23 protein-coding genes are annotated in these 23421 nt (G+C 61.1%); 3 read left to right on the forward strand and 20 right to left on the reverse strand.

Annotation, left to right across the window (positions count from 1 at the left end):
• Positions 1 to 274: 274 nt before the first annotated feature.
• The 3 genes from minE to minC are packed head-to-tail and all read right to left on the reverse strand — an operon-like array spanning position 275 to position 2108.
• The gene (minE, locus tag ACEXP3_RS23925; RefSeq protein WP_210107241.1) at positions 275 to 535 is read right to left on the reverse strand and encodes a cell division topological specificity factor MinE; all 261 of its coding nucleotides are present in this window, start codon (positions 533 to 535) and stop codon (positions 275 to 277) included.
• Positions 532 to 1347 (reverse strand): septum site-determining protein MinD, encoded by an 816-nt coding sequence (minD, locus tag ACEXP3_RS23930; RefSeq protein WP_210107242.1) that lies wholly within the window; start codon positions 1345 to 1347, stop codon positions 532 to 534. Before minD ends, minE begins: the two co-directional genes overlap by 4 nt.
• Before the next feature lie 29 nt (positions 1348 to 1376).
• Entirely contained in the window at positions 1377 to 2108 is a 732-nt protein-coding gene (gene minC, locus ACEXP3_RS23935) for a septum site-determining protein MinC (protein WP_377299696.1), read from the reverse strand.
• Positions 2109 to 2575: 467 nt separating this feature from the next.
• On the opposite strand from minC, the gene ACEXP3_RS23940 reads away from it, so the two are divergent.
• Entirely contained in the window at positions 2576 to 3064 is a 489-nt protein-coding gene (locus ACEXP3_RS23940) for a nucleoside deaminase (protein ID WP_377299697.1), read from the forward strand.
• Between the two features lie 183 nt (positions 3065 to 3247).
• On the opposite strand, the gene ACEXP3_RS23945 is transcribed toward ACEXP3_RS23940, so the two are convergent.
• The 10 genes from ACEXP3_RS23945 to ACEXP3_RS23990 all read right to left on the reverse strand — a co-directional run bounded on the left by ACEXP3_RS23945 (position 3248) and on the right by ACEXP3_RS23990 (position 13562).
• On the reverse strand, positions 3248 to 4858 hold the full coding sequence (locus tag ACEXP3_RS23945; protein WP_377299698.1) for an FGGY-family carbohydrate kinase: 1611 nt from the start codon (positions 4856 to 4858) through the stop codon (positions 3248 to 3250).
• Positions 4859 to 4891: 33 nt separating this feature from the next.
• Positions 4892 to 5620, reverse strand: coding sequence for an SDR family oxidoreductase (locus ACEXP3_RS23950; RefSeq protein ID WP_377299699.1), 729 nt, complete (start codon positions 5618 to 5620; stop codon positions 4892 to 4894).
• 29 nt (positions 5621 to 5649) lie between these two features.
• Entirely contained in the window at positions 5650 to 6687 is a 1038-nt protein-coding gene (locus tag ACEXP3_RS23955; protein WP_377299700.1) for an NAD(P)-dependent alcohol dehydrogenase, read from the reverse strand.
• A gap of 17 nt (positions 6688 to 6704) precedes the next feature.
• Positions 6705 to 7787, reverse strand: a complete 1083-nt coding sequence (locus tag ACEXP3_RS23960) for an ABC transporter ATP-binding protein (RefSeq protein WP_377299701.1) — start codon at positions 7785 to 7787, stop codon at positions 6705 to 6707.
• A 53-nt stretch (positions 7788 to 7840) separates the two neighbouring features.
• Entirely contained in the window at positions 7841 to 8839 is a 999-nt protein-coding gene (locus tag ACEXP3_RS23965) for a sugar-binding transcriptional regulator (RefSeq protein WP_377299702.1), read from the reverse strand.
• An 18-nt stretch (positions 8840 to 8857) separates the two neighbouring features.
• Entirely contained in the window at positions 8858 to 9763 is a 906-nt protein-coding gene (locus ACEXP3_RS23970) for a sugar phosphate isomerase/epimerase family protein (protein WP_377299703.1), read from the reverse strand.
• Positions 9760 to 10578 carry a carbohydrate ABC transporter permease gene (locus ACEXP3_RS23975; protein WP_377299704.1) on the reverse strand — a complete coding sequence of 273 codons (819 nt, stop codon included), beginning with the start codon at positions 10576 to 10578 and terminating at the stop codon, positions 9760 to 9762. The genes ACEXP3_RS23970 and ACEXP3_RS23975 overlap by 4 nt, the downstream gene beginning before the upstream one ends.
• Positions 10578 to 11492 carry a carbohydrate ABC transporter permease gene (locus ACEXP3_RS23980; RefSeq protein ID WP_377299705.1) on the reverse strand — a complete coding sequence of 305 codons (915 nt, stop codon included), beginning with the start codon at positions 11490 to 11492 and terminating at the stop codon, positions 10578 to 10580. The genes ACEXP3_RS23975 and ACEXP3_RS23980 overlap by 1 nt, the downstream gene beginning before the upstream one ends.
• 66 nt (positions 11493 to 11558) lie before the next feature.
• Entirely contained in the window at positions 11559 to 12110 is a 552-nt protein-coding gene (locus tag ACEXP3_RS23985) for an SIS domain-containing protein (RefSeq protein WP_377299706.1), read from the reverse strand.
• A 102-nt stretch (positions 12111 to 12212) separates the two neighbouring features.
• Positions 12213 to 13562 carry an ABC transporter substrate-binding protein gene (locus tag ACEXP3_RS23990; RefSeq protein WP_210107253.1) on the reverse strand — a complete coding sequence of 450 codons (1350 nt, stop codon included), beginning with the start codon at positions 13560 to 13562 and terminating at the stop codon, positions 12213 to 12215.
• 304 nt (positions 13563 to 13866) lie between these two features.
• Here ACEXP3_RS23990 and ACEXP3_RS23995 point away from each other — a divergent pair, with 304 nt between their 5' ends.
• Positions 13867 to 14676 (forward strand): inositol monophosphatase family protein, encoded by an 810-nt coding sequence (locus ACEXP3_RS23995; RefSeq protein WP_377299707.1) that lies wholly within the window; start codon positions 13867 to 13869, stop codon positions 14674 to 14676.
• Positions 14677 to 14770: 94 nt separating this feature from the next.
• Here the strand turns inward: ACEXP3_RS23995 and ACEXP3_RS24000 are convergent, their stop codons facing one another.
• The 7 genes from ACEXP3_RS24000 to ACEXP3_RS24030 all read right to left on the reverse strand — a co-directional run bounded on the left by ACEXP3_RS24000 (position 14771) and on the right by ACEXP3_RS24030 (position 21831).
• The gene (locus ACEXP3_RS24000) at positions 14771 to 15640 is read right to left on the reverse strand and encodes a D-psicose 3-epimerase (protein ID WP_210107255.1); all 870 of its coding nucleotides are present in this window, start codon (positions 15638 to 15640) and stop codon (positions 14771 to 14773) included.
• Positions 15641 to 15694: 54 nt separating this feature from the next.
• On the reverse strand, positions 15695 to 16360 hold the full coding sequence (locus tag ACEXP3_RS24005; RefSeq protein ID WP_210107256.1) for a nucleoside triphosphate hydrolase: 666 nt from the start codon (positions 16358 to 16360) through the stop codon (positions 15695 to 15697).
• 32 nt (positions 16361 to 16392) lie between these two features.
• Positions 16393 to 17241 carry a sugar phosphate isomerase/epimerase family protein gene (locus tag ACEXP3_RS24010; RefSeq protein ID WP_377299708.1) on the reverse strand — a complete coding sequence of 283 codons (849 nt, stop codon included), beginning with the start codon at positions 17239 to 17241 and terminating at the stop codon, positions 16393 to 16395.
• Between the two features lies 1 nt (position 17242).
• Positions 17243 to 18238, reverse strand: a complete 996-nt coding sequence (locus ACEXP3_RS24015) for an ABC transporter permease (RefSeq protein ID WP_377299709.1) — start codon at positions 18236 to 18238, stop codon at positions 17243 to 17245.
• Positions 18235 to 19251 (reverse strand): ABC transporter permease, encoded by a 1017-nt coding sequence (locus ACEXP3_RS24020; RefSeq protein WP_210107259.1) that lies wholly within the window; start codon positions 19249 to 19251, stop codon positions 18235 to 18237. Before ACEXP3_RS24020 ends, ACEXP3_RS24015 begins: the two co-directional genes overlap by 4 nt.
• Positions 19244 to 20737, reverse strand: a complete 1494-nt coding sequence (locus ACEXP3_RS24025) for a sugar ABC transporter ATP-binding protein (protein ID WP_377299710.1) — start codon at positions 20735 to 20737, stop codon at positions 19244 to 19246. The genes ACEXP3_RS24020 and ACEXP3_RS24025 overlap by 8 nt, the downstream gene beginning before the upstream one ends.
• 113 nt (positions 20738 to 20850) lie before the next feature.
• Positions 20851 to 21831 (reverse strand): substrate-binding domain-containing protein, encoded by a 981-nt coding sequence (locus tag ACEXP3_RS24030; RefSeq protein ID WP_210107261.1) that lies wholly within the window; start codon positions 21829 to 21831, stop codon positions 20851 to 20853.
• 242 nt (positions 21832 to 22073) lie between these two features.
• Between ACEXP3_RS24030 and ACEXP3_RS24035 the strand changes: the two genes are divergently transcribed.
• A complete protein-coding gene (locus ACEXP3_RS24035; RefSeq protein WP_377299711.1) occupies positions 22074 to 23150 on the forward strand; it encodes a LacI family DNA-binding transcriptional regulator in 1077 nt (358 codons plus the stop codon).
• Positions 23151 to 23421: the final 271 nt, after the last annotated feature.

A 23421-nucleotide genomic window follows, 5' to 3' on the forward strand; every position in this document is an offset into this window, starting at 1 on the left:
AAATCGCAGAAAAACTCGCAAGGCATTGATTTAATGGGGGAAATTTCGGCGCAAAAGCGACATAACCCTGCGGGAGGCGGAAAGAGGCACCGGAGACGTCGGCACAACAGGCCGGATAAGGGTCAACGGCCGGGGCGTTGGACATCGAAGGCGCGAGGCCGGGGCGCTCTCCTCCCCCGTCAACGCCTTTCCAGGGTCCAGCCGTCCTCCGGAAACGGAAAAAGGCCACCCGCGAACGGATGGCCTTTTGCAGAATTTTGGTTGGATTGGGCGGTCAGGCAGCGATCAGGCCGGCATCCCGCGGGATTTCCACGTCGATCTCCAGGATCGACACATGCTCGTCGCGGTCCACCTTGACGCGCACCTTGTCGCTGTCGACCTGTACATGCTTGGCGATGACGGCCAGAATTTCCTCGCGCAGGATCGCGACAAGATCCGAGCCGGCAGAGGCGCGCTCATGCGCGAGCAGCAGTTGCAACCGTTCCCGCGCCATCGGCGCCGAGACCTGCTTGCGGAAAAGCTTGAAAATGCTCATGCGGCTCTCCGTGCGAAAATCTTGCTGAGGATGCCGCGCTTTTCGCCCGGCATGGAAACCGGCAGCGCTTCGCCGGCCAGACGACGGGCCGCTTCGAAATAGGCCATGGCAGGAGCCGAACGGGCGTCGGCCAGCGTCACCGGTGCCCCGATATTGGAAGCGCGCAGCACATCCGAGCTTTCCGGGATGATGCCGAGCAGCGGGATGGACAGGATTTCCAGGACATCCTCGACCTTCAGCATATCGCCACGCTCGGCGCGGTTGGCGTCGTAGCGGGTAAGCAGCAGATGCTTTTCCATCCGCTCGCCGCGTTCGGCCTTCAGCGTCTTGGAATCGAGGAGCCCTATGATGCGGTCGCTGTCGCGCACGGACGAGACTTCCGGATTGGTGACGACCACGGCGACATCGGCATGGCGCATGGCAAGGGTTGCGCCGCGCTCGATACCGGCCGGGCTGTCGCAGATGACCCAGTCAAAATAACGCTTCAGCTCGCCTATCACCTGCTCGACCCCTTCAGCCGTCAGATTGTCCTTGTCACGGGTCTGCGAGGCCGGCAGCAGGAACAGGGTTTCCAGCCGCTTGTCGCGGATCAGCGCCTGCGGCAGCTTGGCATCGCCCTGGATGACGTTGACCAGATCATAGACGACCCGGCGCTCGGCGCCCATGACGAGATCGAGGTTGCGAAGCCCGACGTCGAAATCCACGACGACGACCTTTTCATTGCGCTGCGCAAGCGCGGCTCCAAGGGCTGCTGTCGAAGTGGTCTTGCCTACCCCGCCCTTGCCTGACGTGACGACGATTACCTTGCCCATCTTGCTCTCCTGTTCTTGCCGCATGCGGCTCACATCAGTTTTTCGGCGATGATCGCGTCGCCCTCGAGCCATAGCTGGACCGGTTGTCCATGAAGCTCGGGGGCCAGATCCTCGGCCATTTTGTAAACACCGTCGATCGCCACCAGCTCGGCTTCGAGCTTGCGGCAGAAGATGCGGGCCGATGCGTTCCCCACCGATCCCGCCATGGCCCGCCCGCGCAGCGCGCCGTAGATATGCACCGAACCGCCGGCGATGATTTCCGCGCCCGAGGCCACCGAGCCGACGACGGTCACGTCTCCCTCGGTAAAGATGATCGATTGCCCGGACCTGACCGGTTCGCGGATCACCAGCGATTGCAGCGTCTGCCGGGGCTCTGCGATCTGGGGCCGGTTGTCGACCTTCGCCGTCTCCACGGGAGCCTCATTTTCCGGCACCTCGACATCGCCTGCCGGGCGTCCGCCCTTCAGCGCCGGCGGCATGCCGGGCCCGATGGCGGAATGACGCGCCCCTTCGATGCCCATGATGCTGACATTGCGCTCGCCAAGGGCCGCTATCAATTCCTTCATCTGCGCCCGGTCGAGGCCAAGGTCCGTGACATCGAGCACCACCGGCCGTCCGAGGAAAAACCCGGCCGAGCGCTTCGCCAGATCGTCAAGGCGCGTCAGCCAGTCGTCGAGCGGCATGTCCGGAGACAGGACCACCGCCAGGAATGAGCGGCCTTTGATGCGGATGGAGCGGGCGTCTGTTAGCACTTTGGTCATCTACGTAAACAAATCGTTGATCATGCCTAGCGCCGGCATGGTTAACAAAGGGTTAACGATGGAGCATGGGCGAAGCTTGCGCAGACCTGCAATCCTTGCGGGCTCCCTTGATTTCATGAGGAAATTTCGCGCAAGCTTCGGGTTAACGATCGAGTGAACCCTGCCGGCTCGGGACGAAAGCCTTGTATGGCAGGGGGTTGGAGCTGCCTGTGTCATCGTAACAACAGACGGGACGCAATCACTTCCGCAAGCACCTCTGCCACCGCATCGTGCCTTCTGTCTGATGCGCGATGTTCAAACGAATCGCAGGGCGAGCTTGTGGCGCGCTCAGCAGGCCGAGATCCTCTGCCTGCCACGGCCGCCATCCTGTTGCGATTTTCCGAACGATACGGGCGAGATTTGGTGCTTGTCAGGGGTGTTCTTCTCGCGCAGGTTTACCTAGAAACAATGGAGGCGGGAGCGACGGCATGGCGCAAGACACACCGGCTGGCTGGGATCACGACGGTTTCCTACGCCAGGCATTTGCCGTGGCGATGCGAGCAAGAGAAGCGGGCAATCATCCGTTTGGCGCCATCCTCGTCGGTCCGGATGGGGTCGTGCTGATGGAACAGCAAAATGCCTATCACCCGAACCATGACATGACGGGTCATGCCGAGCGGGTGCTAATGACGCGCGCCTCGCAAGCCTATCGGCCGGATTTTCTGGCGCAGTGCACGATGTACACATCCGCCGAGCCCTGCGCGATGTGTGCTGGTGCCGCCTACTGGGCCGGCATCGGCACCGTCGTCTTCGGCCTTGCCGAAAGCGACCTCAAACGCATAACCGGCGATCATCCGGAAAATCCGACACTCGACCTGCCCTGCCGCACGGTGTTCGACGCCGGTCAGCGGCGGGTCAACGTCATCGGCCCGCTCCTTGCCGAAGAGGCGGCCAGACTGCACGAGGGCGTCTGGTAAAAGCCAGCCAAGGGCTATATCGCCGCGCTCCTTCAGATACGCAGCTGACTTGTTTGACGCGCCGGGCGCAGTGTCGCGGCAAGGTGCAGATGCCCATCACGAACGCCAAACAGAACCGGGAAACAGTCAGCCAGCCTGGCGTTCGTGCGTGTCATCGCCTTTGCTCACCTGGGGGAAGCGACGTCAAAAGTCCCGCATTTTCCGCAGTTCGAGTTGCAGAGTGCAGAAGGCGGAATAGCGGTTCTTGTGGGTCGTCCGTATCTCTCCGACGGCGGGCTGGTAGACGCGGCCCGGCCGGCTCAAGGCTTGCATCGCCTGCTTCAGATCAGCAAAGCTTTTCGCCGCCGTAGCCCCCAGCAAGGCTGCGCCCAGGAGAACGGGCTCAAGGGTCTGGGGCGCGATCACCGGCTTGCCGCTGGCATCGGCAAGAAGCTGCCGGGTGAAATCATGCTGACCAGCACCGCCGCTGATGATGATTTGCTGCACGTCCGCGCCTGCCTGCGCCTGCGCCTCAATGATCTGCCGCAGGCCATAGCCGATGCCGCAGACGCCGGCGACGTAAAGCGCGATCAGGCTGTCGAGATCCCGTTCCATGCCGAGGCCTGCAATCGCGGCACGCGCGGCGGGATCGGCAAATGGTGCGCGATTGCCGAGAAACTCCGGCACGACATGAAGCCCCCTGGCAAGGGACACTGCCTCAGAAGCCTCGGCCTGCTTTGCAACCGCCAGATCCGCCAGCATCACCGGAAGCGGCACGCCGAGCGCACGCGCCCGTTCGCTAGCCTCCGGGAAAGCCGGATGAAAACTCACCAGTTGATCGATCGCCGCACCGGCGGCGCTCTGTCCGCCTTCGTTCAACCACAGACCGGGAACCATGGCCGAGAAATAGGGTCCCCAGACACCGGGCACGAATTTCGGATCAGTGGTCGAGGTCAGCGTGCAGGAGGACGTGCCGAAGACGTAACCCATGTTGAGCTCAGGCGTCCCGCCGATGCCGACCGTGCCGATACCGCCGGCATGGGCGTCGATCATCCCGGCCGAAACCGCCGTTCCGACAGGCAGGCCAAGATCATGCGCTGCAGCTTCCGTGAGGCCCTGCCCGACCGGCGTACCAGGCTCGACGATCTCCTGTCCGATCCGGGAAAACGCCTCGTCGGCCAGTTCGCTAAGGCCGATCTGGCGGAAATAATCCGGGTCCCAGCGACGTTCATGGGCAAGGTAGGTCCACTTGCAGGCAAGCGTACAGGTGGATCGTGCAAGGCTTCCCGTCGAACGCCAGGTCAGGAAATCCGCCAGATCGAAGAATTGCCAGGCGCCGGCAAACGTCTCCGGCCGATGTTCCTTCAGCCACAGCAGCTTGGGCGTCTGCATCTCGGGTGAAATGCGGCCTCCGACATAGCGCAGGACGTCATGACCCTGCGCATTGATCCGCTCCGCCTGCCCGATGGCTCTATGGTCCATCCACACGATGATATCGCGTTCCGGCCGCTCCGAGGGGCCAACCGCCAGGGATTTGCCCCCCTCACCCAAAACCACAAGCGAGCAGGTGGCATCAAAGCCGATGCCCACGACGCTTTGCGTGGAGATCCCGGCCGCGTCCACGGCAGCCCGCACCGAATGGCACACGGACTGCCAGATATTGGCGCTCGATTGCTCAACCATATGCGCGTGATCGCGATAGATCTCGATGTCGCGCTTGCCGGTTCCAAGGCATTGGCCTTCTTCATCGAAGACACCGGCGCGTGCACTGCCCGTGCCGACATCAACCCCGATAAAATACCTGGAACCACTCATGCCCTACTCCTTCGGCGACTCACTGCAGTTCCGCTATAGATCGACGCTATTGGGCAAGATCACAAGATCCCGAATGACCACATTGCGTGGACGAGACACCATGAAATGAACCGCCTCGGCCACCTCCTGCGGCTGCATGAGGCTGCCGTTGGCGAGAGCCTCCTCCATTTTCTCCTTCGGCCAGTCATCGAGAAGCGCCGTCACCACGGGCCCGGGAAGAACGGCACCGACGCGCACGCCATGCGGTGACACCTGGCGGCGGGTGGTGTGCACGAAGGCCTGCACGGCAAACTTGGACGCCGTATAGATCGGCTCCCAGACCACCGGCACGACACCCGCCACCGAACTGGTAAACAGGATATCGCCGCTTTTCCTGGCGATCATATGCGGCAGGACCGCGTGCACGCTGCGAAAGGCGGCGTTGATGTTGAGGTTCAGCATGCGGTCCCAGACGTCGGGATCGCCCTCTGCCACCGCGCCGCCCACATAGGCACCGGCATTGGCGTGAAAAATGTCGAGGTCTCCGGCGACATCCAGAATCCGCGGCAAAAGGCCGGAAACCTGCGGACCATCGAGGAGATCGACAACCAGCATACGGCTGCGTTCGCCAAGCTCGGCACACAGCGAGCGCAGCTTGTCTTCTGCCCTGTCGATGAGCACGACCGTCGCGCCCTCGTCCATGAGCTTGCGGGCGCAGGCAAGTCCGATCCCCGACGCTGCACCGGTGATCGCCGCGACCTTGCCGTTCAAACTACTCGTCATGATGACACTCCCGTCGGGTTCGGCCGCCTTCAATCGATGAGCCGAATTTGCAGCTTCACATCGTCCGCAAGACCCTTCGCCGCCCGCTCGAAGGCCACAATGCTCTCGGAGAATGCATAGGTGTCGGTGATCAGCGGCTTCAGATCGACCTTGCCGGAGGCGATGAGGTTGACCGCGCGGTCAAAATTGTTGGCATAGCGGAAGACGGTTTCAATGCGTGCTTCCTTGAAGATCGCGGCGGGAATATCAAAGGCCACCGGCTCGACCGGCAGGCCCACCAGCACCAGCGTTCCGCCCGGACGCAGGAGATCGAAAATGCCCGCATAGGCCTTCGGGCTGCCGCTTGCCTCAAACACGATATCGGCACCCCAGCCAGCCGTGGCGTCGGCAACGGTTTGCGTGAGCGACGTCTGCGTGATGTCGACGGGCGTAATGCCGGCATATTGCCCGGCAATGGCAAGCTTGGGAGCACTGAGATCCGAAATGATCACGCGTGAACAGCCGCCGGCCAGTGCGGCAATCGCCGTCATGATGCCGATCGGACCGCATCCGATCACCACGGCCACGTCTCCAGGCGTGATGCGGGCGCGGGTTGCCGCCTGCATGCCGACGGCAAAGGGTTCGATCATCGCGCCTTCGGCAAAGGAAACGTTATCGGGAAGCTTGTAGGTGAAGGCCGCAGGATGAACCACTTCCGGCGTCAGCACGCCATGGATGGGCGGCGTTGCCCAGAAGCGCACATCCGGGTCGACATTGTAGAGGCCGAGCTTGGAGGCGCGCGAGGCCATGTTGGGGACGCCCGGCTCCATGCAGACCCGGTCGCCCACCTTCAGCGTCTTTACCGCGGAACCGACTGCGATGACCGTGCCGGCCGCTTCATGGCCGAGAACCATCGGCTCTTTCACCACGAAAGACCCGATGGCGCCGTGGGTATAGTAGTGCACGTCACTGCCGCAGACGCCGACCGTGTGGATGGCAATCTTCACATCCTCGGGACCAACCGCGCGCGGCAGATCGATATCGCGAATTGCCAGTTCGCCTTTGCGTTCCAGAACAAGAGCTTTCATGTTTTTCGTTCCTGAGGTCAGAGTGCCAGCCCATCCGGCGTGAAGAGATAGATGTGGCGGGGGTCTATTCCAGCCGCGATCGGGCCGCCGGAGTTAAGCTCCGGCCGACCGTTCGCAACAATGATGACCGTCTCCTCGCCTGTTCGGGCATAAATCTGCGTCGAGCCGCCCAGGTTTTCCGCAAAATCCGCCGTCAACCGCAACAGCGGCGTTGCGGAAGCCACATCGAGATGTTCGGGGCGAAGGCCGACGGTCAATGTGTCGCCGGAACGAACCTTGGAAGCCGAGCCGTGAGCCAGAGAAAGCGTGCCGCCTTCGAAAGCGGGATGTTCAAGCTGAAGGCCCGATGCATCGGCACCCGAAACCTTCGCCGTCAGGAAGTTCATTTTGGGCGAGCCGATGAAGCCGGCAACGAAGGTATTGGCAGGGCGATCGTAGAGGTCCGTCGGCGAACCGATCTGCTCGACAAGACCGGCCCGCAGGACGACGATACGATCCGCCAGCGTCATGGCCTCGACCTGGTCATGCGTCACATACACCATGGTCGCGCCCAGCTTGCGGTGAAGCTTGGCGATTTCGACGCGCATCTGGCTGCGCAGTTCCGCGTCGAGGTTCGAGAGCGGCTCATCGAACAGAAAAATCTTCGGATTGCGAACGATGGAACGACCGATCGCCACGCGCTGGCGCTGGCCGCCGGACAAGGCACGCGGCTTGCGTTCCAGAAGCGCCTCGATCTGCAGAATGCGGGCGGCCTCGCTCACCCGACGCTTGATCTCGTCCTCCGGCAGCTTTGCCATCCGCAGGCCGAAGGCCATGTTCTCGAACACGCTCATGTGCGGATAGAGCGCATAGGACTGGAAGACCATCGACACTTCGCGCTTGGCCGGCTCCTCATAGGTCACCACCTTGCCATCGATGGAGAGCGTGCCGGAGGAGACGTCTTCAAGGCCTGCGATCATGCGCAGCAAGGTCGACTTGCCGCAGCCGGAAGGCCCCACGAACACGACGAATTCCCCCTTGGAGGCGGATATGTTCACACCCTTGATGACGCTCAGCTCCCCGAACGTCTTCTTGATGTTGTCCAACTGCAGGAACGTCATGCTCTTTCACTCCCAATCACGTCGTATCCCGGCAGGGCGCGGGACAAGTTCTTCTATTGGCTATCGTTTCGAGGGGGATGCGCCGCATCCAGAAGGGCACTGGCGCATTTTTCGTCCGTCACCAGACGCTTGATGTAACCGCCGCGCAGGATGGCGCGGATGATATTGACCTTGTACCAGCCGCCGGAGGCGAGAATGGAGTGGCGCACCGATTTCAGCTGCTCCGGCGAGACGGACAGCACGCGCTCGTTGAGGGGATGGTCCACCGGCTTTCCATCGCCATCGAGGAAAACACCCAGCAGATCTCCCACGGCCCCGGCCGCCAGGATACCCTCAAGGTTCTCGGAAACCGTCGGTGTCTGCACCAGAAGCGAACGGGCGGTCATATCGCCGCAGGAGACCAGGGCAACATCCACGGAACGGGCCCGGCGCATGGTCTCGCGAATACCGTGATGGGAGAGCAGTGCCTCCCGGCTCTCGGCGGACGGGAAATAAAGCGGCGCGGTGAGATAATAGCATTCCGCCGCAATCGCCCGCGCATAGCCTGTCGCGACCTCGAACGTGCTGGAGCCCGACCCGCGCGTCAGCCCGCCCATGATGGAGGTGACCCAGCTGTTGGGAAGCGGGCGGGGCGTCAGACGTTTAAGCCCGGCCGTCAGGGTCTTGCCCCACCCGACCCCAAGACCCATGCCGTCTTCCAGAAGCCTGTCGAGCATGCCGCCGGCCGCATCACCGACAGCCCGCTGGTTTTCCAGATCGTCGGCGAGCGTGGGAACGACGCAGACGTCCTCCAGATGAAACCGTTCGCGGAGCCTCTGCTCAAGCTCAATGCACTTGGCCATGGGCAGGCGGATATCGACGACCACCGAGCCGTCGTTTCGCAGCTGGCCAAGCGTCTTGTTGACACGCAGCCGCGTCAGACCGAGCTGGTCGGCGATCTCCTGCTGGGTCAGACCGCCGATGAAATACAGCCAGGCGACGCGGGCGCGGATCTGCTGCGCGTCCATGTCCTCAAGGACTGCATTGCTGTTGTCTGATCCCTTGGCTGCCATCGTCATTCGTCTCCTTGATCAGGCAAAAGCCTGCTTGAGAGACAGGACCGATGCCTTGAGTGAGTCCAGTATGGATTTGCTATCCAGTTCGAAGGGATAGAACACTTCAAGGAATACCGGAGATTGTGCAAGCCCCGTGCGAGCCAAGAGGTTGCGGGCCTCCATCGGATCCACCCTGCCCGCCTCGGTAAAATCCCAATGGCGGTCGAACTGATAATCCGTCTGCTGAATATGCACGGCGGTAATGGCGTCGGTCAGCCCGGCAAACCACGGCTCCATGGTATCGGCATCGGAGCCGTAAAGCGGCTGGAAGGTCCCGTGACCCCAATCGACGCAGAGGCTCCACGGCGTTGCGCTGCCGGCCACGTCCGTCATCATCTGCCGCGCCTGATCGACCGTCCACGGCCATTCCCGGCGCATCGGCGTCGGCTCGACATAGAGTTCGCTGAGGCCTGCGGCCTTTGCCTTGTCACCAAGCCGCAGCATGCGTTCGACCAGGCTTTTATAATCGCGCTCGTCGATGCTGGCAGCCTCGCTGCCATCCACGCGGGAGGCGATTGCCCCCAGCGGCCCGCCAACCCGGGCAATGCCCGCTTCAGCGGCAAATCCATAGGCGCGTTCCATCCATTGTTCGGCGTAATCACGCACCGCTTCATCCGGATGGAGCAGCTGGTTGAAGGTGTAATGGGCAAGGCCGATGAAGGCGCTGTCAATGGTGATGCCATGGTCACCTGCGGCGTTACGTATGTCGCGCGCATGCCGGGAGACGAGCGGCGACGGCCACATGGGATCGAGAAGATCGAACGAGAACTGGATGAGGTCGAGGCCCAACTGGTCGCGCACAACGGGCGCCCAGAGTTGCGGCGTCACCCACCGTTTGACGCAGAAGGACAGGTTGATGCCGAACGGATTTGCACTGCTCATTTGGTCGCTCCCATGGTGAGGCCACGCACCATGTGGCGCGATACGATGAGTGCAAAAATGGTAACGGGCAGAACGATGACCGTGCCGGTCGCCATGATCTTGCCCCAGGGCAGTTCATAGCCGGACATGAAGCTGGTCGCGACGACGGGGGCTGTCTGCACGTCGCGGCGTGTGAGCACGAGAGCGTAGAGCAACTCGTTCCAGGAGAAGATGAAGGAGAAGATGGCCGAGACCGCAATGCCCGGTGCGCCGAGCGGCAGATAGATCTTGCGGAAGATGGTGAACTGGTCGGCCCCGTCCAGACGTGCGGCCTGTTCCAGATCCGGCGGAATTGATTTGAACTGGTCCGTGCAGATCCACACCACGATCGGCAGGTTGAAGGTGAGATAAATCAGGATCAGCACCAGATGCGTGTCGAGCATCTTCAATTGCAGCGCCAGGATATAGACCGGCAGTGCCAGAACGATCGGGCTCGTCATGCGGTTGGAGATGAACCAGAACCACAAGTCGGACTTGCCGCGAAATTCATAGCGGGCCAACGCAAAGGCGGCGGGTGCGCCAAGAAGCACGGCCAATGCCGTGGTGGCGGTGGCAATGATCAGCGAATTGCCGACCGCGCCGATCACCTTGGAATCCGCAAAGATTTCCCGGTAATGATCGAGCGTCGGCGCAAACACCCAGACGGGTGGCGATGCCAGGATATCGGCCTGCGTTTTGAAGCTCGCCGACACCATCCAGTAGAACGGAAACAGCGTGAACAGGATAACCGCGGTCAACCCGATGGCGTGGAGGATCTTGCCCGAGGAGAAGCGCATCAATTGACCTCCTTGTAGAGTACGCGGATGTAAAGACGGCTGATCAGGATGGTGATGATGAGGAGCAGGATGGCCTGAGCCGAGGCCGTTCCAAGATCAAAGACGCGGAACCCGACACGCTGGATGTAGACGGACACCAGATCGGTTGCCGAACCGGGACCGCCGCGGGTCATCACGAACACCATGTCGAACAGCTTCAGAACGTCGGCCGAGCGCAGGATCAGAAGCGCAGTCAGGCCTGGCATCAGGTAGGGCAGTTGCACATGTTTCAGCATTGCCCATTTGGAGGATGTTTCCAGACGCGCCGCTTCCTCGATTTCCCCCGGCACCATGGAAAGGCCGGCGAGGAAAATGAGGGCGCAGAACGGTGTCCACTGCCAGATATCCATGATGACGATCGCAGCAAAGGCACCGGTCTGGGAGCCAAGCCAGTCCAGCGCGCCAATGCCGAAGAGATCAAGAAACCAGTTTGCGACGCCGAAATCACGGTTGAAGATGAGGCGGCCGATGAGACCAACCACGGCATAGGTGGTGGCAAGCGGCACCACCAGCGTGACGCGCGCCAGCGACTTCAAGAAGCCCATGCCCGGCTTGTGCAAGAGAAGCGCAATTACCAGACCCAGCGCGATCTCGATCGGCAGCACCGTGACGTAAAATTGCCCGGTGAGAAACAGCGAGGCCCAGAAGGTGCCGTCCGTCAGCACGGATGTGTAGTTTTCCAGGCCGACAAACGGAAAGCCATCCCGCGGGCGCGCGATGTTGTAGCGCCTGAACGATGTGACCAGCGCAAAGATGGTGGGATAGATGCCGATGACAAACAGCGTGAACACAGCCGGTGCCAGAAACCAGAACGGTGTCCATCGGCCGTAACCGCGATTGGGTCTGACCTGGGGTGGCGGCGTGATGCTCGTCATCGACTTATCCTGTTCATGCCCTGATGGAAGGGGTGCGGAGCCCATGAGGGAGCCGCGCCTGTTTTCTCATTCCAGATTGGTATGGTTGGCGCGCATGGCAGCAGGCGTCACGCCGAGCGTGTCGCGGATGCCCAGCACCAGCAGTTCGAAGGCAACATAAAGCGCGCCCTCGTAAAGCGACCCCATGGGCAGCACCGAGGTGCCGGCACCTTGATCATTGGCCATTGTCTGTGCCGGCACATGCAGCACGAGATCTGCGCGGGCTGCAGCGTCACCGGCCGGTTGTGCCGTCACCACAAGAACGCGGGCACCGGCAGCCTTTGCCACTCCCATCAGCGCCGAGACCGTGGAAAAGTCGCCGGGGCCTGCCGAAACGATCAACAGATCGCCCTTGCCAAGCGGCGGGGTCGTCATATCCCCTACCACCGATGCGTTGAGGCCCAGATGGAACAGGCGCATGGCGAGCCCCTTGATCTGGAGCCCCTCGCGGCCCACCCCATAGAGAGCGATACGATTGGCCGTGGCGATCGCATGGATTGCCGCGTCGAATTGGCTGCCATCGATACCCGCGAGACAATTGCCAAGTTCCGCCAGCGCCTTTTCATGAAGATGAAGCATGATGTGGTTCCGCAGGATCCAGAGAAGGCGGCAGATGGTGGCGACGGAGCGCCACCATCTGCCTTAGCAAACACCCTGGGAGGTGTCGGAGGATGTCAGGGGTTACTGCAGCAGCTTCTTCTTGCCGTCGTAGTAGCCTTCCTTCTTCAGGATATCTTCCATGCGGGTGCCGATTTCCTTGGAGCCTGCTTCGACAGACACCTGGCCCAGCATGATCTTGGAGCCCCATTCGGCAACCACTTCCGAAATGGCCGGCCATGCCGGGAAGCGCGGACGGAATTCCGGCACGCCCTTCTGCCAGGAAGCAACCATGGGCTCTACGAACTTGTACTTCGCCTTGATGGCCGGGTCGTTATAGACCGACATGCGGCCGGAGACGCCGCCTGCTTCCACGTAGGACTTGGCAATATCCTCCGAGGTGGCCCACTGGATGAAGAGCCAGGTGGCTTTCTTCTGCGCTTCGGAGGCCTGTGCTGCGACCGCCAGCGAGAAGCCGCCAAGCGCCGGCAGACGACCGGCGGGACCGGCCGGTTCAGGACCGACGGCCAGGCAGTCGCCCAGCTTGGAGGTCGCGGGATCCACCAGCGTTCCGTAGAAGGCCGACCATTCGGTGATCATTGCGACCTGACCCTGGGCAAGCGCGTTGACGGCTTCCGCATGGTCGAAGCTGACGATGCCCGGCGGCATGTATTTCATCAGGTCCTGACGGAAATTGAGGCCGGTCTGGCTTTCCTTGCTCATCAGGTTCGACTTGAACTGCTTGTCGAGCAGCGAGCCGCCGAACGGCCACAGGAAGCGCATGAAGCTGTCAGCCGACTGGGTTTCGCCGCGCAGCGATTGCAGCGCATAGGCATACTGGTTCTTCGAAGCGTCCGTCAGCTTGGGGGCGTAGACCTTCATCAACTCGTCCCAGGTGGCCGGCGGCTTGTCGAAACCGGCTTCCTTCAGCTTGCAGGAATTATAGAACAGCAGGCCGGAATAGTTGTCGAAGGGAAGGCCATAGGTCTTGCCGCCCCAGGAGCCGAAGGCATCCAAGAGAAGCGGGAAGAAGCCGTCGAGCTTCAGGTTCGGGTCGGTGATCGACTTGTCCTTGGTGTATTTTTCGATCGGATCGATCCAGCCGTTTTCGGCAAACTCGCCGATCCAGACCAGGTCCACCAGCGCCATCGTGAGGTCGCCCTGCGAGGTGAAGTTCAGCACTTCCTTCTCGCGGGTGTTTTCGTAAGGCACGATTTCGTAATTGACCTTGATGCCGGTCTTCTTCTCGAACTCCGGCAGGAGCTTGATGATGGCGCGGTAGCCGGGGCGATCCAGGAAGATGCCGCTGATTTCAGTGCCCTTCAGGGGCTTGGCCGCATCTTCAAGCCAGTCTGCATGGGCGACAAGCGGCATGCTCGCAGTTGCCGCCGTCAGGGCCAGCACGCTTGCGCAGATTTTCAACAGACGTTTCATTCCACTCCTCCTATGGTGAAGGCGGCCTCCCCGGCAGCCCTGTTCAATCTTCAGACAAACGGGAGCCGTCAGGCGCGCCTCAGCGCCTCCATCCAGCACACCTAAAACCGTCTTCGTGTCCGCAAGCCTACCAAAAGACACAGCTTCGCCGCCCGCACTTCGCATGCGTATATTACGCTATATCAATGTGTTAGGCCCGTTAACCCTCCCGGCGGGACGCACTATCGATACATCTGTATTTTTACATTTGCAATAGCATTGATTGCCGATTTATGCTGTCTCGACGTCAGCGAGGGAGGTCACCATGAACCATCAGCACGGCAATTCCAGCGAACTGGCTGCCCGCGCAGCGCTTGCCGAACGGATGGCGCGTGCGGCAGGGGAAATGGCGCGCTCATTCCTGGCGCATCCGGAAAAGCTGGGCTGGACCGAAAAGGCGTCCTCGCAGGATATCGTCAGCGCCGCCGATGAAGCGACGGAGACCTATCTGCGCGCGACGATCCAGCAACACTTCCCCGCCGACGGCATCGTGGGCGAAGAAGCGGGATCAACGAGCGGCAGTTCCGGCTACGATTGGGTGATCGATCCGATCGATGGCACCATGGCCTTTCTGGTCGGCCAGCCCAACTGGACGGTCTCGGTGGCCGTGATGCATGCGGGTGAACCGGTGATCGGGGTGGTTGCGGCCCCGATGTTCGACGAGATCTATGTGGGGCGGTCGGGGGGAGGCGCAACGCTGAACGGCAAGCCGCTCTCCATCAATCCGGACTGGACGATCCGTTCGACAACGGTCGGCTTTGGCGGCACCGAGAGAGCCGATCCGCGGCAGGTCGGTGGTTTCGTCACCCGCCTTTATCAGGAGGGCGGCGTCCTCTTCCGGGTCGGGTCGGGCGCGCTGATGCTGGCCTATGTCGCGGCCAACCGGTTGGCCGGCTACTACGATCCGACCCTGTTCTGCTGGGACTGCATGGCCGGGATCGTGCTGATCCGCGAGGCAGGCGGCCGGGCGGAATTTGCCGGCAGCCTGACGGAGCCGGGAGAGATCTGGGCCGGAAACGAAACTGTCTTCGACGACCTTAAGCGCATCAGCGCAGCGCGCGAAGACGATCGGTGACCGAACGCCTGAAAAGGTCGCGTTGTCCCTGCGCAAGCTTGGCTCTTCCTATCGGAGAACCAGTCTTGCGCAGGAACGTATTCAGGCCGGCAAATCAGCCGCCGAGGACGAATCTCGAAAACGCCAGCGAATTGCGTGCATCCTCATCCATCCGGGCTTCGTCGGCCCCATTGCTCAGGTCACGCCAGACGCGGATGTCGGAACCGATCGTGCCACCGGTCTTTACGAAGGGCTCCATCACGACGGCGCCGGTGTAGTTGATCTCGCGCAGCGCCGCACCGATCTCATGCCATGGCATGCGGCCCTTGCCGGGAACGCGGCGATTGCTTTCGCCGGTATGGAAATGGCCAAGAAGCGGGCCTGCGGTGCGGATCGCATCGCCAAAGCTGTCTTCCTCGATGTTCATATGGAACGTATCGAGCATCACCTTGACGTTTGGCTTGCCGACCTGCTTGACGAAGGCAACGCCTTCGGCGGCCGTGTTCAGAACGTGGTTTTCGAAGCGGTTCAGCACTTCGATGCACAGGTTGATGCCGAGATTGTTGGCAAAATCGGCAATGCCGTGAATGCCTTCAACACCGCGCGCCCAGTCGCCTTCCTTGTCGACCGGTTGCGAATAATCGATCGGCCAGTAGGAATGCAGGGCCCCACCGATCGTCTTGATGTCCAGCTTGGCGACATTGGTGAGCGTCTTTTCGAAGAACGCCTTGCCGGCTGCACGCACGTCCGCGTCGGGGGACGACAGATACTTGCTCTTCGACGGACCAATGCCGGCCGTCAGAATGATGTTGTTGTCGATGGCGCTCTGCTTGATGGTGGCGAGCTCGGCATCGCTGTACTCATTGATATGGTGCGCAGCCACCTCGATGAGGTCGAAGCCAAGCTTGGCGACCTTCTCGACGTAAGGGCCGAACTTCGCGCTCCATTCATGCTCCCAGTACGAATAGTAAATTCCGTGTTTCATGGATGACTCCCTTTGATAATGACGCCCAAGGGGCTGCCGGACTTTGAGGCAGGCTCAGGCGCTGTTATTCACGCGCAGATCGGGCTCTGCGCTGTTTGACATGATGAAGAGCCCGTTCGGCAGGTCGTTCTTCTCGACCTTCTGGGCGATTTCCTCTGCGGGCAAACCGAAGCCACGCCAGCGCTCCTGAAGACGACGGCGCAATTCATCGACGTCAACGTCAACGAAAACGGTAAGGTCGAAGATCGGCTTCAGCCGGTCCCACGGCGCCTGCTGCGCCAGGAGATAGTTGCCCTCGCAGACGATGATCTCCGTCGATTGCGCAATGAGCCGGCCGCCGGCCCGCGCGATCTCGATCGACCGGTCGAAAACGGGAACGGCGATGACATCGTCTTCATTGGCCTTGAGACGCTGGAGCATATGGCGGAAGCCATGCGCATCGAAGGTATCGATGGCGCCCTTGAAGGGCCGCCGACCCATCTCGTTCAGCACGGCATCGTCGTAATGATAGCCGTCCATGGGAAAGAGCGCGGCTTGCGCGCCAAAATCTTTTCCCAGGAGATCGACGACATGTTCGGCCAGCGTCGATTTGCCAGAGCCCGGCGCGCCGGCAATGGCGACCAGAATCCGCCGTCGACCGAACGCATTGAAGCGCTCGAAAGAGGCCTCGGCAATGGCTTTTGCCGTTGCCGCGATGCCCGTTGAACCCGTATCAGCCATTGAATACCTCCTCGCTATCTTTCCGGCGCGGCTCACGCCAGCCCGTACTGAACCGCCTTGTTGCGCAGGAATGAAAGGCCGTCTTCAAAGACCTGTTCGGCATCGCGGGCGACCGGACGCCATGTGGAGATGGCGCCCGCCATCTCGACTGGCATCGCCGCGAAGCTTTCCAACGTCAGCGCACCCTTGAAGCCGATGGCGGCGAGTGCCGCGAAGATCGCATCCCACGGCACGTTTCCGTAACCCGGCGTTCCCCGGTCGCTCTCCGACATATGCATGTATTTGAGGTGTTCACGGGCCGCGATGATACCGTTTGCCACGCCTTTTTCTTCCATGTTCATATGGAAGGTATCGAGGTGGACGAAGACATTGTCGAGACCGATCCGCTCGACCAGCGCAACGGCCTGGGCAGCGGAATTGACGAGATGGTTCTCATAGCGGTTGACCGCTTCGATGCCGAACTGAAGTCCGAGGCTTTTGGCGTGTGTCGCTGCAGCTCCAAGCGCACGCGTCAGGTTGTCGTATTCCGCTTCCGTCGGCGGAAAACCGGTCCGCTCGTTGGTGCCACCATAGGTGACGCCGGTCAGCGCCTCGGCGCCCATCGCGGCCGCCGTGTCGAGGGCTGATTTCAGGTGCTCGATTGCTGCATCCGGACGCCGCGAGGGCCAGGCATGCTCTGGCATGACCAGCGAGCAGGCGGCGCGAAGCGCGTGCTTTTCCAGCAGGCCGCGGCTGTGTTTGGCATCGACGGACGGAATATCGATCAGAGGGATCTCGATGAAATCCTGTTTGTAGCGGGCGGCACCTTCGATGGCGCGCTCTGCCCCTGCGTGGTCCCACACCGTGGTCCACATCATTGCATGTATGCCAAGTCCCTGCACGTCAGGCCTTCTTTCTCGTGAAAATGCGATAGCGGGATGCCAGTGTGCGCGCAGCCATGACCACGATCATCAAAACGCCCCAGAGAGCCGTCGCCAGGTGCTGGTTGGCGCCCATCAGGTTGAGGCCGGATGACAGAAGCTGCAGGACGACGAGGGCGACGAAGACCGGCAGCACCCGACCGAACCCGCCGAACGGATTGACACCGCCCAAGAAGGCCGCAAGCACGGTAATCAGCAGATAGGATTCGCCGTGGCCGACGCGCACCGAATTGAAACGGGCAAGCATGATGATGCCGGCAACCGCGCACATGATCCCCGACAGCGTGTAGACGAGGACAACGATCTTGCGCGTGTTGAGGCCGGAATAGTCTGCCGCGTCCATGTTGGAGCCGATCATCAGCAGGCCGAAGCCGAGCTTGCTGCGCGTCAACAGGACATGCCAGACGGCCACGCAGACAAGGAAGATCAGGAGCGGGATGGGAAGGCCGAGAAACGATCCATGGCCGATGGGCGCCACAAAGGCGGGAAAGCCCGACACGTCGCCGCCACGGGTGAGGAACTCGCCGAGCCCCCGCAGAAAGATCATCATCGAGAGGGTGACGAGGATCGGATGCGCGCGGGTGTAGGCGATGGCAGCACCGGTCAAGGCGCCGGCAGCAGCGCCGGTCACAAGCGCGGCCACACAGGCGAAGACGAAGGCGCTCAACGGAGCGTCCGCACCACCATGCGCCTGCAGCACCCATGCCGCCGCAAGTCCCGAAAGATTGGCGGTAAAGGTGATCGACAGGTTGATACCGCCGGTCAGAAGCGGCAGCAGCATGGCAAGCGTCAACAGGCCGAGTTCGGGAAGCTGGAACGCAACCGACCCAAAGGTCCCGAATGACAGGAAATTATCCGCTGCGAGGCCAAAGATCAGCATCACGGCGATAAATGCAATCACCGGGCCGCCCATATCCGCGCCGAATGTGGCATTGAACTTCTGGACAAAGGTCTTCATGAGCGCTGGCTTCCTTTGCGTGCGGAGCTTTTCAGGGCATCAGGCAGGAGTTTGTCGAAGCGGGCCGACGAGAGCGTGATGGCTGCAAGGATGATGGCGCCGACAATCATCTTGAAGGCAAAGGGAGAGACGCCCATCAGGTTGAGGCCGTTCTGGGTAATCGAGACCAGCAGCACGCCAAGCACGCAACCCAGCACCGAACCCTTGCCGCCGCCGAGACGCGCCCCGCCAAGGACGGTCGCGGCCAGAACATCAAGCTCGCGGCCATAGAGGGCGTTCGGCACCACTTCCTGCGCGTAATGCGCCTGCATGAGCCCGGCGATACCCGCCATCAGCCCCATCCAGCCAAAGGAGATGTAATGCATGGCGCCGATATTGATCCCGAAGCGGCGTGCACCTTCCGGGTTGTCACCGAAGGCATAAAGCTTGCGGCCGGTCGTCGTGCGCGAGATCATGAAGGAGGTGGCAATGCAGCAGAGCACCATCACCACCACCGGCAGCGTGAGTTCCACCCAGGAGCCATCCGCCATCTCATGTTCGTAAAACACGACACGGTTGGAAAGCCAGTCCGGCAGGTTGTAGATCGACACGCCCTTGGTGAAGAACATCAACAGGCCAAAGAAGATGTTGAAGGTCGAGATGGTTGCGACGATCGAAATGATCTGCAGGCGATAGACCAAAAAGGCATTGATCAGCCCAAGGCCAATGCCGACCACGCCGGCAATGATGAAGCCTTCGGCCCAATTGCCGCCGCCGAGTGCTGCAAGCGCGAGAACCGCAACATATTGGACGACCGAGGCGGCGACGGCGAAGGAAATATCGATGCCGCCCGAGATCAGCACGACAAGCAGTCCGACCGCGAAGATGATGTTGACGGCCGAGACGTTCAGCACGTCAAAGGCGTTGGAGATGGTGAAAAACCGATCGGTGCCAAAGGACAGCCCGATGCAAAGCAGCACCATCACGGCAAGCAGGGTAAATTCGGTCGTATGACCTGAGACGAGCCTACGCATAGACGGCGGACTCCAATTCTGTAAGCGAGATTTGACGCGGGTCGTAAACCGCCTGGAAGCGGCCTTCCGCCATGTGGATGACGCGGTCGGTGTTGAAATAGACTTCCGGCGCTTCGTCGGAAATGACGATGATCGACAGACCTTCGGCTGCCAGTTTTCGGACGATCTCGAAGATGCCGGCACGCGCTCCGACATCGACGCCGACGGTCGGGGCATCGAGGATCAGGATCTTGGGGCTGATCGCCAGCCATTTGGCAATCGCCACACGCTGCTGATTGCCGCCTGAAAGAGTGCGGATCGGGTCATCCGGCGTGCCGATCTTGACGCCGAGTTCCGAAATCCAGCGCGAAACGACCTTTGCCTTTCGCAACGGCGAAATGAGGCCACCCGACAGGATACGGTCGAGCGACGCCATGACAAGATTGTCGGCGATGGACTGCGGCTGATTGAGGCCGAGCGACAGTCGGTCCTCGGAAAGATAGGCAATGCCTGCGCGGATCGCATCGCGGTTGGAGCCGAAGCTGACCGCCTTTCCCTCGAGCAGGATCTCGCCGGAATGGGCCGCGCGCATACCGAACAGGGTCAGCGCCAGTTCCGTGCGGCCCGCCCCGAGAAGGCCGGTGATGCCCAATGTTTCACCGCGCTTCAAATCGAAGGAAACATCGCTGAATTCGCCATGGCGCGTGAGGTTGCGGACCGAGAGAACGACGGGTGCGTCGTCATGGTCGGTGGCAATCACGGCATTGTCGAAGTTGCGGCCAGTCATCAATTCGGTCACGCGGGATTGGGTCATGCCTTCGACCGGATAGACACCGACGAGCGAGCCATCGCGCAGCACTGTCATGCGGTCGGAGATTTCCAGCACCTCCGCCAGGCGGTGAGACACGAAAACCACGGCAACACCGGAAGCCGAGAGATTGCGCACGATCTCGATCAGGTAATCGGTTTCCGATTGCGTGAGAGACGCCGTCGGCTCATCCATGAAGACGAGGCGCGCTTCGCCCACCAGCGCACGGGCAATCGCCACGATCTGGCGCTGGGCGATCGGCAGATCCTTCAACGGCTGATGGATATCAAGATTGACGCCGAGACGCGCCAGGGCCTTTTCCGCCGCAGCGTCGATGGCGCGCTTGTCGATGAGGCCGTATTTGCCGTTCACGGCAAGCTGGAAACCGATGTTTTCGGCAACAGACATTTCGCCGAAAAGCGCCAGGTCCTGCCAGATCACCTGAATCCCTAAGGACTGGGCGAGTGTCGGCGTCATCGCGGCAATCGGCTTGCCGTCGAACAGGAACTCGGCGCCCTCTTCCGGCTTGTAAACGCCGGTGATGACCTTGATGAGCGTGCTCTTGCCGCAACCGTTTTCACCGGCCAGACAATGGACCTCGCCCGGATTGACCTCGAAGGAGACGCCTTTGAGGGCACGCACGCCGCCAAAGGTAACCTTGATATCTTTCAGGGAGAGAAGCGGATGTGCGCCCGACATAACGTGTACTCCGTCTGACCACGCTTGCCGTGACCATTCGACTGTCTTGTTTTTATTGAAAATGGGGTCGCGCGGACGCTGTCGCCCGCGCGACCCCTGCAGCTCCGGGAGGATCAGAGCCCCATCGACACCAGTTTGTCGATGCTTTCCTTGTCGATCTTCAGAAGCTGATCGACGATGATGGTGTTGCCTTCGGGCGTAATGGTGCCGAGACCGTCGATGGTCTCACCGGCCTTCGGCGCCTGCCCCTTGGCAATGCGGTCGGCAAGCGTCACGAAGACTTCGCCGGCCTGCTTCGGGTTCCACATGAAGCCGCCCGTCAATGCGCCGCTCTTGATGAGCTTGGCGCCCTGCCCCGGCGAGAACGGCCCGACGACGAAGACCTTGCCGTCCTTGCGGCGCTCTTCGACGGCGCGTCCGGCGCCGATCGGCCCCTGCGATCCAAATGCCATGAAGCCTGCGAGATCCGGGTTGGCCGACATCAGGTCGAGCGCCGTGGAGCGGCTCTTGTCGAGATCTTCGGCAACGCCGTAACGGTCACCGACGAGTTTCATGTTGGGATAATTTGCCTTGATATAGGCGATTGCCGCATCGGCCCAGGCATTGTGCAACGGCACCGTCAGCGAGCCGACGAAGACGGCATAGGAGCCCTTGCCGCCCATCTTTTCGGCCAGAAGCTTGCCGTGGGCCTCACCGAAACCCTTCGCGGATGCCAGTTCAAAATCCCAGTCCGCACCCGCCTGCTTCGGCGATTCGTGCGTGATGACCTTGATGCCCGCGGCCTGCGCCTTCATCAGCACCGGCTCCAGCACCTTGGAGTCGTTCGGAACGACGCCGATAAAGTCAACCTTCTGAGCAATCAGGTCCTCGATGGCGCGGACCTGCAAGGCCGGATCGGCACTGGTGGGGCCCACCATGAAACCATTGACCCCGAGCTTTGCGCTCTGCTCCTTGATGCCGGCCTCCATGGCGTTGAACCACGGAATGCCACCAATCTTCACGACGACGCCGATCTTGGTTTCGGCAGCGAATGACACGGTGGAAGTAAAGAGCGCCAGCGAAAGGCCGAGCGCGACTGACATAATTCTCTTCATGGGGTCCTCCTCTTCAAAACTATCCCTGACGCGTAAAGACATGCCTGCAAGAGCTCGCGCCCTGGCGTTGGATCTACGATGCCTGTCACAGGCCCCTCCAGCGTCGCTCCTCAAGCGAACCACCTGCACAATCGATATTTCTAGGTTGCACAATCGATGGTGCACGCACATTATCACCAAGCGGGCTTTCGTCAAGAGGGGCTGGCATCTACAACGTACAAGACGGGGGAGGTGATTCCGGCATGACTGAGAAGGAACAGAGGAAGGCAACGATCTACGACCTGTCGGTCAAATCGGGCGCGTCGGCCTCGACGGTGAGCGCTGTGTTGAATGGCACCTGGCGCAAGCGGAGGATCTCGGAAGAGACGGCCAACCGGATCATCTTGCTGGCGCAGGAGCACAAATATACCGCAAACCAGCAGGCCAGGGCGCTGAGGAGTTCCCGGTCGGGACTGGCGGGATTGCTCCTGCCCATCTACGACACGCGTTTCTTTTCCACGATGGCGCAAACGTTTGAAGCGCAGGCGCGCAAACGCGGCTTGATGCCGGTGGTGGTCGCGGGACGACGCGATCCGGAAGAAGAGCGCCGGACCGTCGAATCGCTTGTCGCCTATTCGATTGATCTCCTGTTCATCGCGGGCGCGACAGATCCCGATGGCGTTCACAAGGTGTGCGCGCGGGCAAGCCTGCCGCATGTCAACATCGACCTTCCGGGGAAACTCGCCTCGTCCGTCATTTCCGACAACAGGCAGGGCGCCAAGGCGCTCACGCTGGCAATCATTCGGCATGCCCAGCAGGCAGGCCCTCTGACGGCCGACGATGTCTATATGTTCGGCGGCCGCGACGACCATGCCAGCCGCGAACGCATCATCGGCTTTCACGCCGCAAAGGCCGAGATCTTCGGAACTTGCCTCGGCGACGACATGGAGAGCACCGGCTATTCGCCAAGCATCACGGCCCTTGCCTTCGAGCGCTTCTATGAGCGCCACGGCCGCCTGCCGCGGTGCTTTTTCATCAATTCATCGGTCAATTTCGAAGGGCTGCTTCGCTTCATGAGCAAGCACGACGGCGAAGTTTTTGGCGATATCGTCGTGGGTTGCTTCGATTACGACCCCTTCGGCTCCTTCCTTCCCTTCCCCGTGTACATGATCCGGCCGAACATTTCCGAGATGCTGGAAAAAGGGTTTGAACTCTTGGACTCAGCAGAAGATGCGCCCCGCATCGTCCTCATCGAACCGCAGCTTGTCCTGCCCCGCACGGCGCTCGAAGGACCGCTGGACGAGTTGAAGGATAGCGTTGCGTCCCCCGAAGATGGTTGATCGGAGACTCTGATGGAGCATGCTTGTCTTCTGAATCAAAGGATGCGCACGGACCGGGTTCCTCATGGGAGCGCCACGACGACAGAGGCCGTCCGTCGTGCGATAGACATGGCCAAGATAGCCTCAGAACGCTTCTCGAAACGTAAGGCCGTTATCGTCGCCTTTCACTGAATAGCCCCGAGTTTCGTAGACACCCTCGGGTTAGATTTTCTGCTGCTTCTCGAACTCGACGGGTGACATCATTCCGTTTCTGACGTGCTTGCGTTTCGGG

The sequence above is a fragment of the Neorhizobium fuzhouense genome (assembly GCF_042611105.1).
Taxonomy (GTDB): domain Bacteria; phylum Pseudomonadota; class Alphaproteobacteria; order Rhizobiales; family Rhizobiaceae; genus Neorhizobium; species Neorhizobium galegae_A.

Bases quoted from the DNA above. Each gene is read 5' to 3' on its own strand.
- minE (WP_210107241.1), bottom strand. From the start codon at position 535: ATGAGCATTTTCAAGCTTTTCCGCAAGCAGGTCTCGGCGCCGATGGCG.
- minD (WP_210107242.1), bottom strand. From the start codon at position 1,347: ATGGGCAAGGTAATCGTCGTCACGTCAGGCAAGGGCGGGGTAGGCAAG.
- minC (WP_377299696.1), bottom strand. From the start codon at position 2,108: ATGACCAAAGTGCTAACAGACGCCCGCTCCATCCGCATCAAAGGCCGC.
- ACEXP3_RS23940 (WP_377299697.1), top strand. From the start codon at position 2,576: ATGGCGCAAGACACACCGGCTGGCTGGGATCACGACGGTTTCCTACGC.
- ACEXP3_RS23945 (WP_377299698.1), bottom strand. From the start codon at position 4,858: ATGAGTGGTTCCAGGTATTTTATCGGGGTTGATGTCGGCACGGGCAGT.
- ACEXP3_RS23950 (WP_377299699.1), bottom strand. From the start codon at position 5,620: ATGACGAGTAGTTTGAACGGCAAGGTCGCGGCGATCACCGGTGCAGCG.
- ACEXP3_RS23955 (WP_377299700.1), bottom strand. From the start codon at position 6,687: ATGAAAGCTCTTGTTCTGGAACGCAAAGGCGAACTGGCAATTCGCGAT.
- ACEXP3_RS23960 (WP_377299701.1), bottom strand. From the start codon at position 7,787: ATGACGTTCCTGCAGTTGGACAACATCAAGAAGACGTTCGGGGAGCTG.
- ACEXP3_RS23965 (WP_377299702.1), bottom strand. From the start codon at position 8,839: ATGGCAGCCAAGGGATCAGACAACAGCAATGCAGTCCTTGAGGACATG.
- ACEXP3_RS23970 (WP_377299703.1), bottom strand. From the start codon at position 9,763: ATGAGCAGTGCAAATCCGTTCGGCATCAACCTGTCCTTCTGCGTCAAA.
- ACEXP3_RS23975 (WP_377299704.1), bottom strand. From the start codon at position 10,578: ATGCGCTTCTCCTCGGGCAAGATCCTCCACGCCATCGGGTTGACCGCG.
- ACEXP3_RS23980 (WP_377299705.1), bottom strand. From the start codon at position 11,492: ATGACGAGCATCACGCCGCCACCCCAGGTCAGACCCAATCGCGGTTAC.
- ACEXP3_RS23985 (WP_377299706.1), bottom strand. From the start codon at position 12,110: ATGCTTCATCTTCATGAAAAGGCGCTGGCGGAACTTGGCAATTGTCTC.
- ACEXP3_RS23990 (WP_210107253.1), bottom strand. From the start codon at position 13,562: ATGAAACGTCTGTTGAAAATCTGCGCAAGCGTGCTGGCCCTGACGGCG.
- ACEXP3_RS23995 (WP_377299707.1), top strand. From the start codon at position 13,867: ATGAACCATCAGCACGGCAATTCCAGCGAACTGGCTGCCCGCGCAGCG.
- ACEXP3_RS24000 (WP_210107255.1), bottom strand. From the start codon at position 15,640: ATGAAACACGGAATTTACTATTCGTACTGGGAGCATGAATGGAGCGCG.
- ACEXP3_RS24005 (WP_210107256.1), bottom strand. From the start codon at position 16,360: ATGGCTGATACGGGTTCAACGGGCATCGCGGCAACGGCAAAAGCCATT.
- ACEXP3_RS24015 (WP_377299709.1), bottom strand. From the start codon at position 18,238: ATGAAGACCTTTGTCCAGAAGTTCAATGCCACATTCGGCGCGGATATG.
- ACEXP3_RS24020 (WP_210107259.1), bottom strand. From the start codon at position 19,251: ATGCGTAGGCTCGTCTCAGGTCATACGACCGAATTTACCCTGCTTGCC.
- ACEXP3_RS24025 (WP_377299710.1), bottom strand. From the start codon at position 20,737: ATGTCGGGCGCACATCCGCTTCTCTCCCTGAAAGATATCAAGGTTACC.
- ACEXP3_RS24030 (WP_210107261.1), bottom strand. From the start codon at position 21,831: ATGAAGAGAATTATGTCAGTCGCGCTCGGCCTTTCGCTGGCGCTCTTT.
- ACEXP3_RS24035 (WP_377299711.1), top strand. From the start codon at position 22,074: ATGACTGAGAAGGAACAGAGGAAGGCAACGATCTACGACCTGTCGGTC.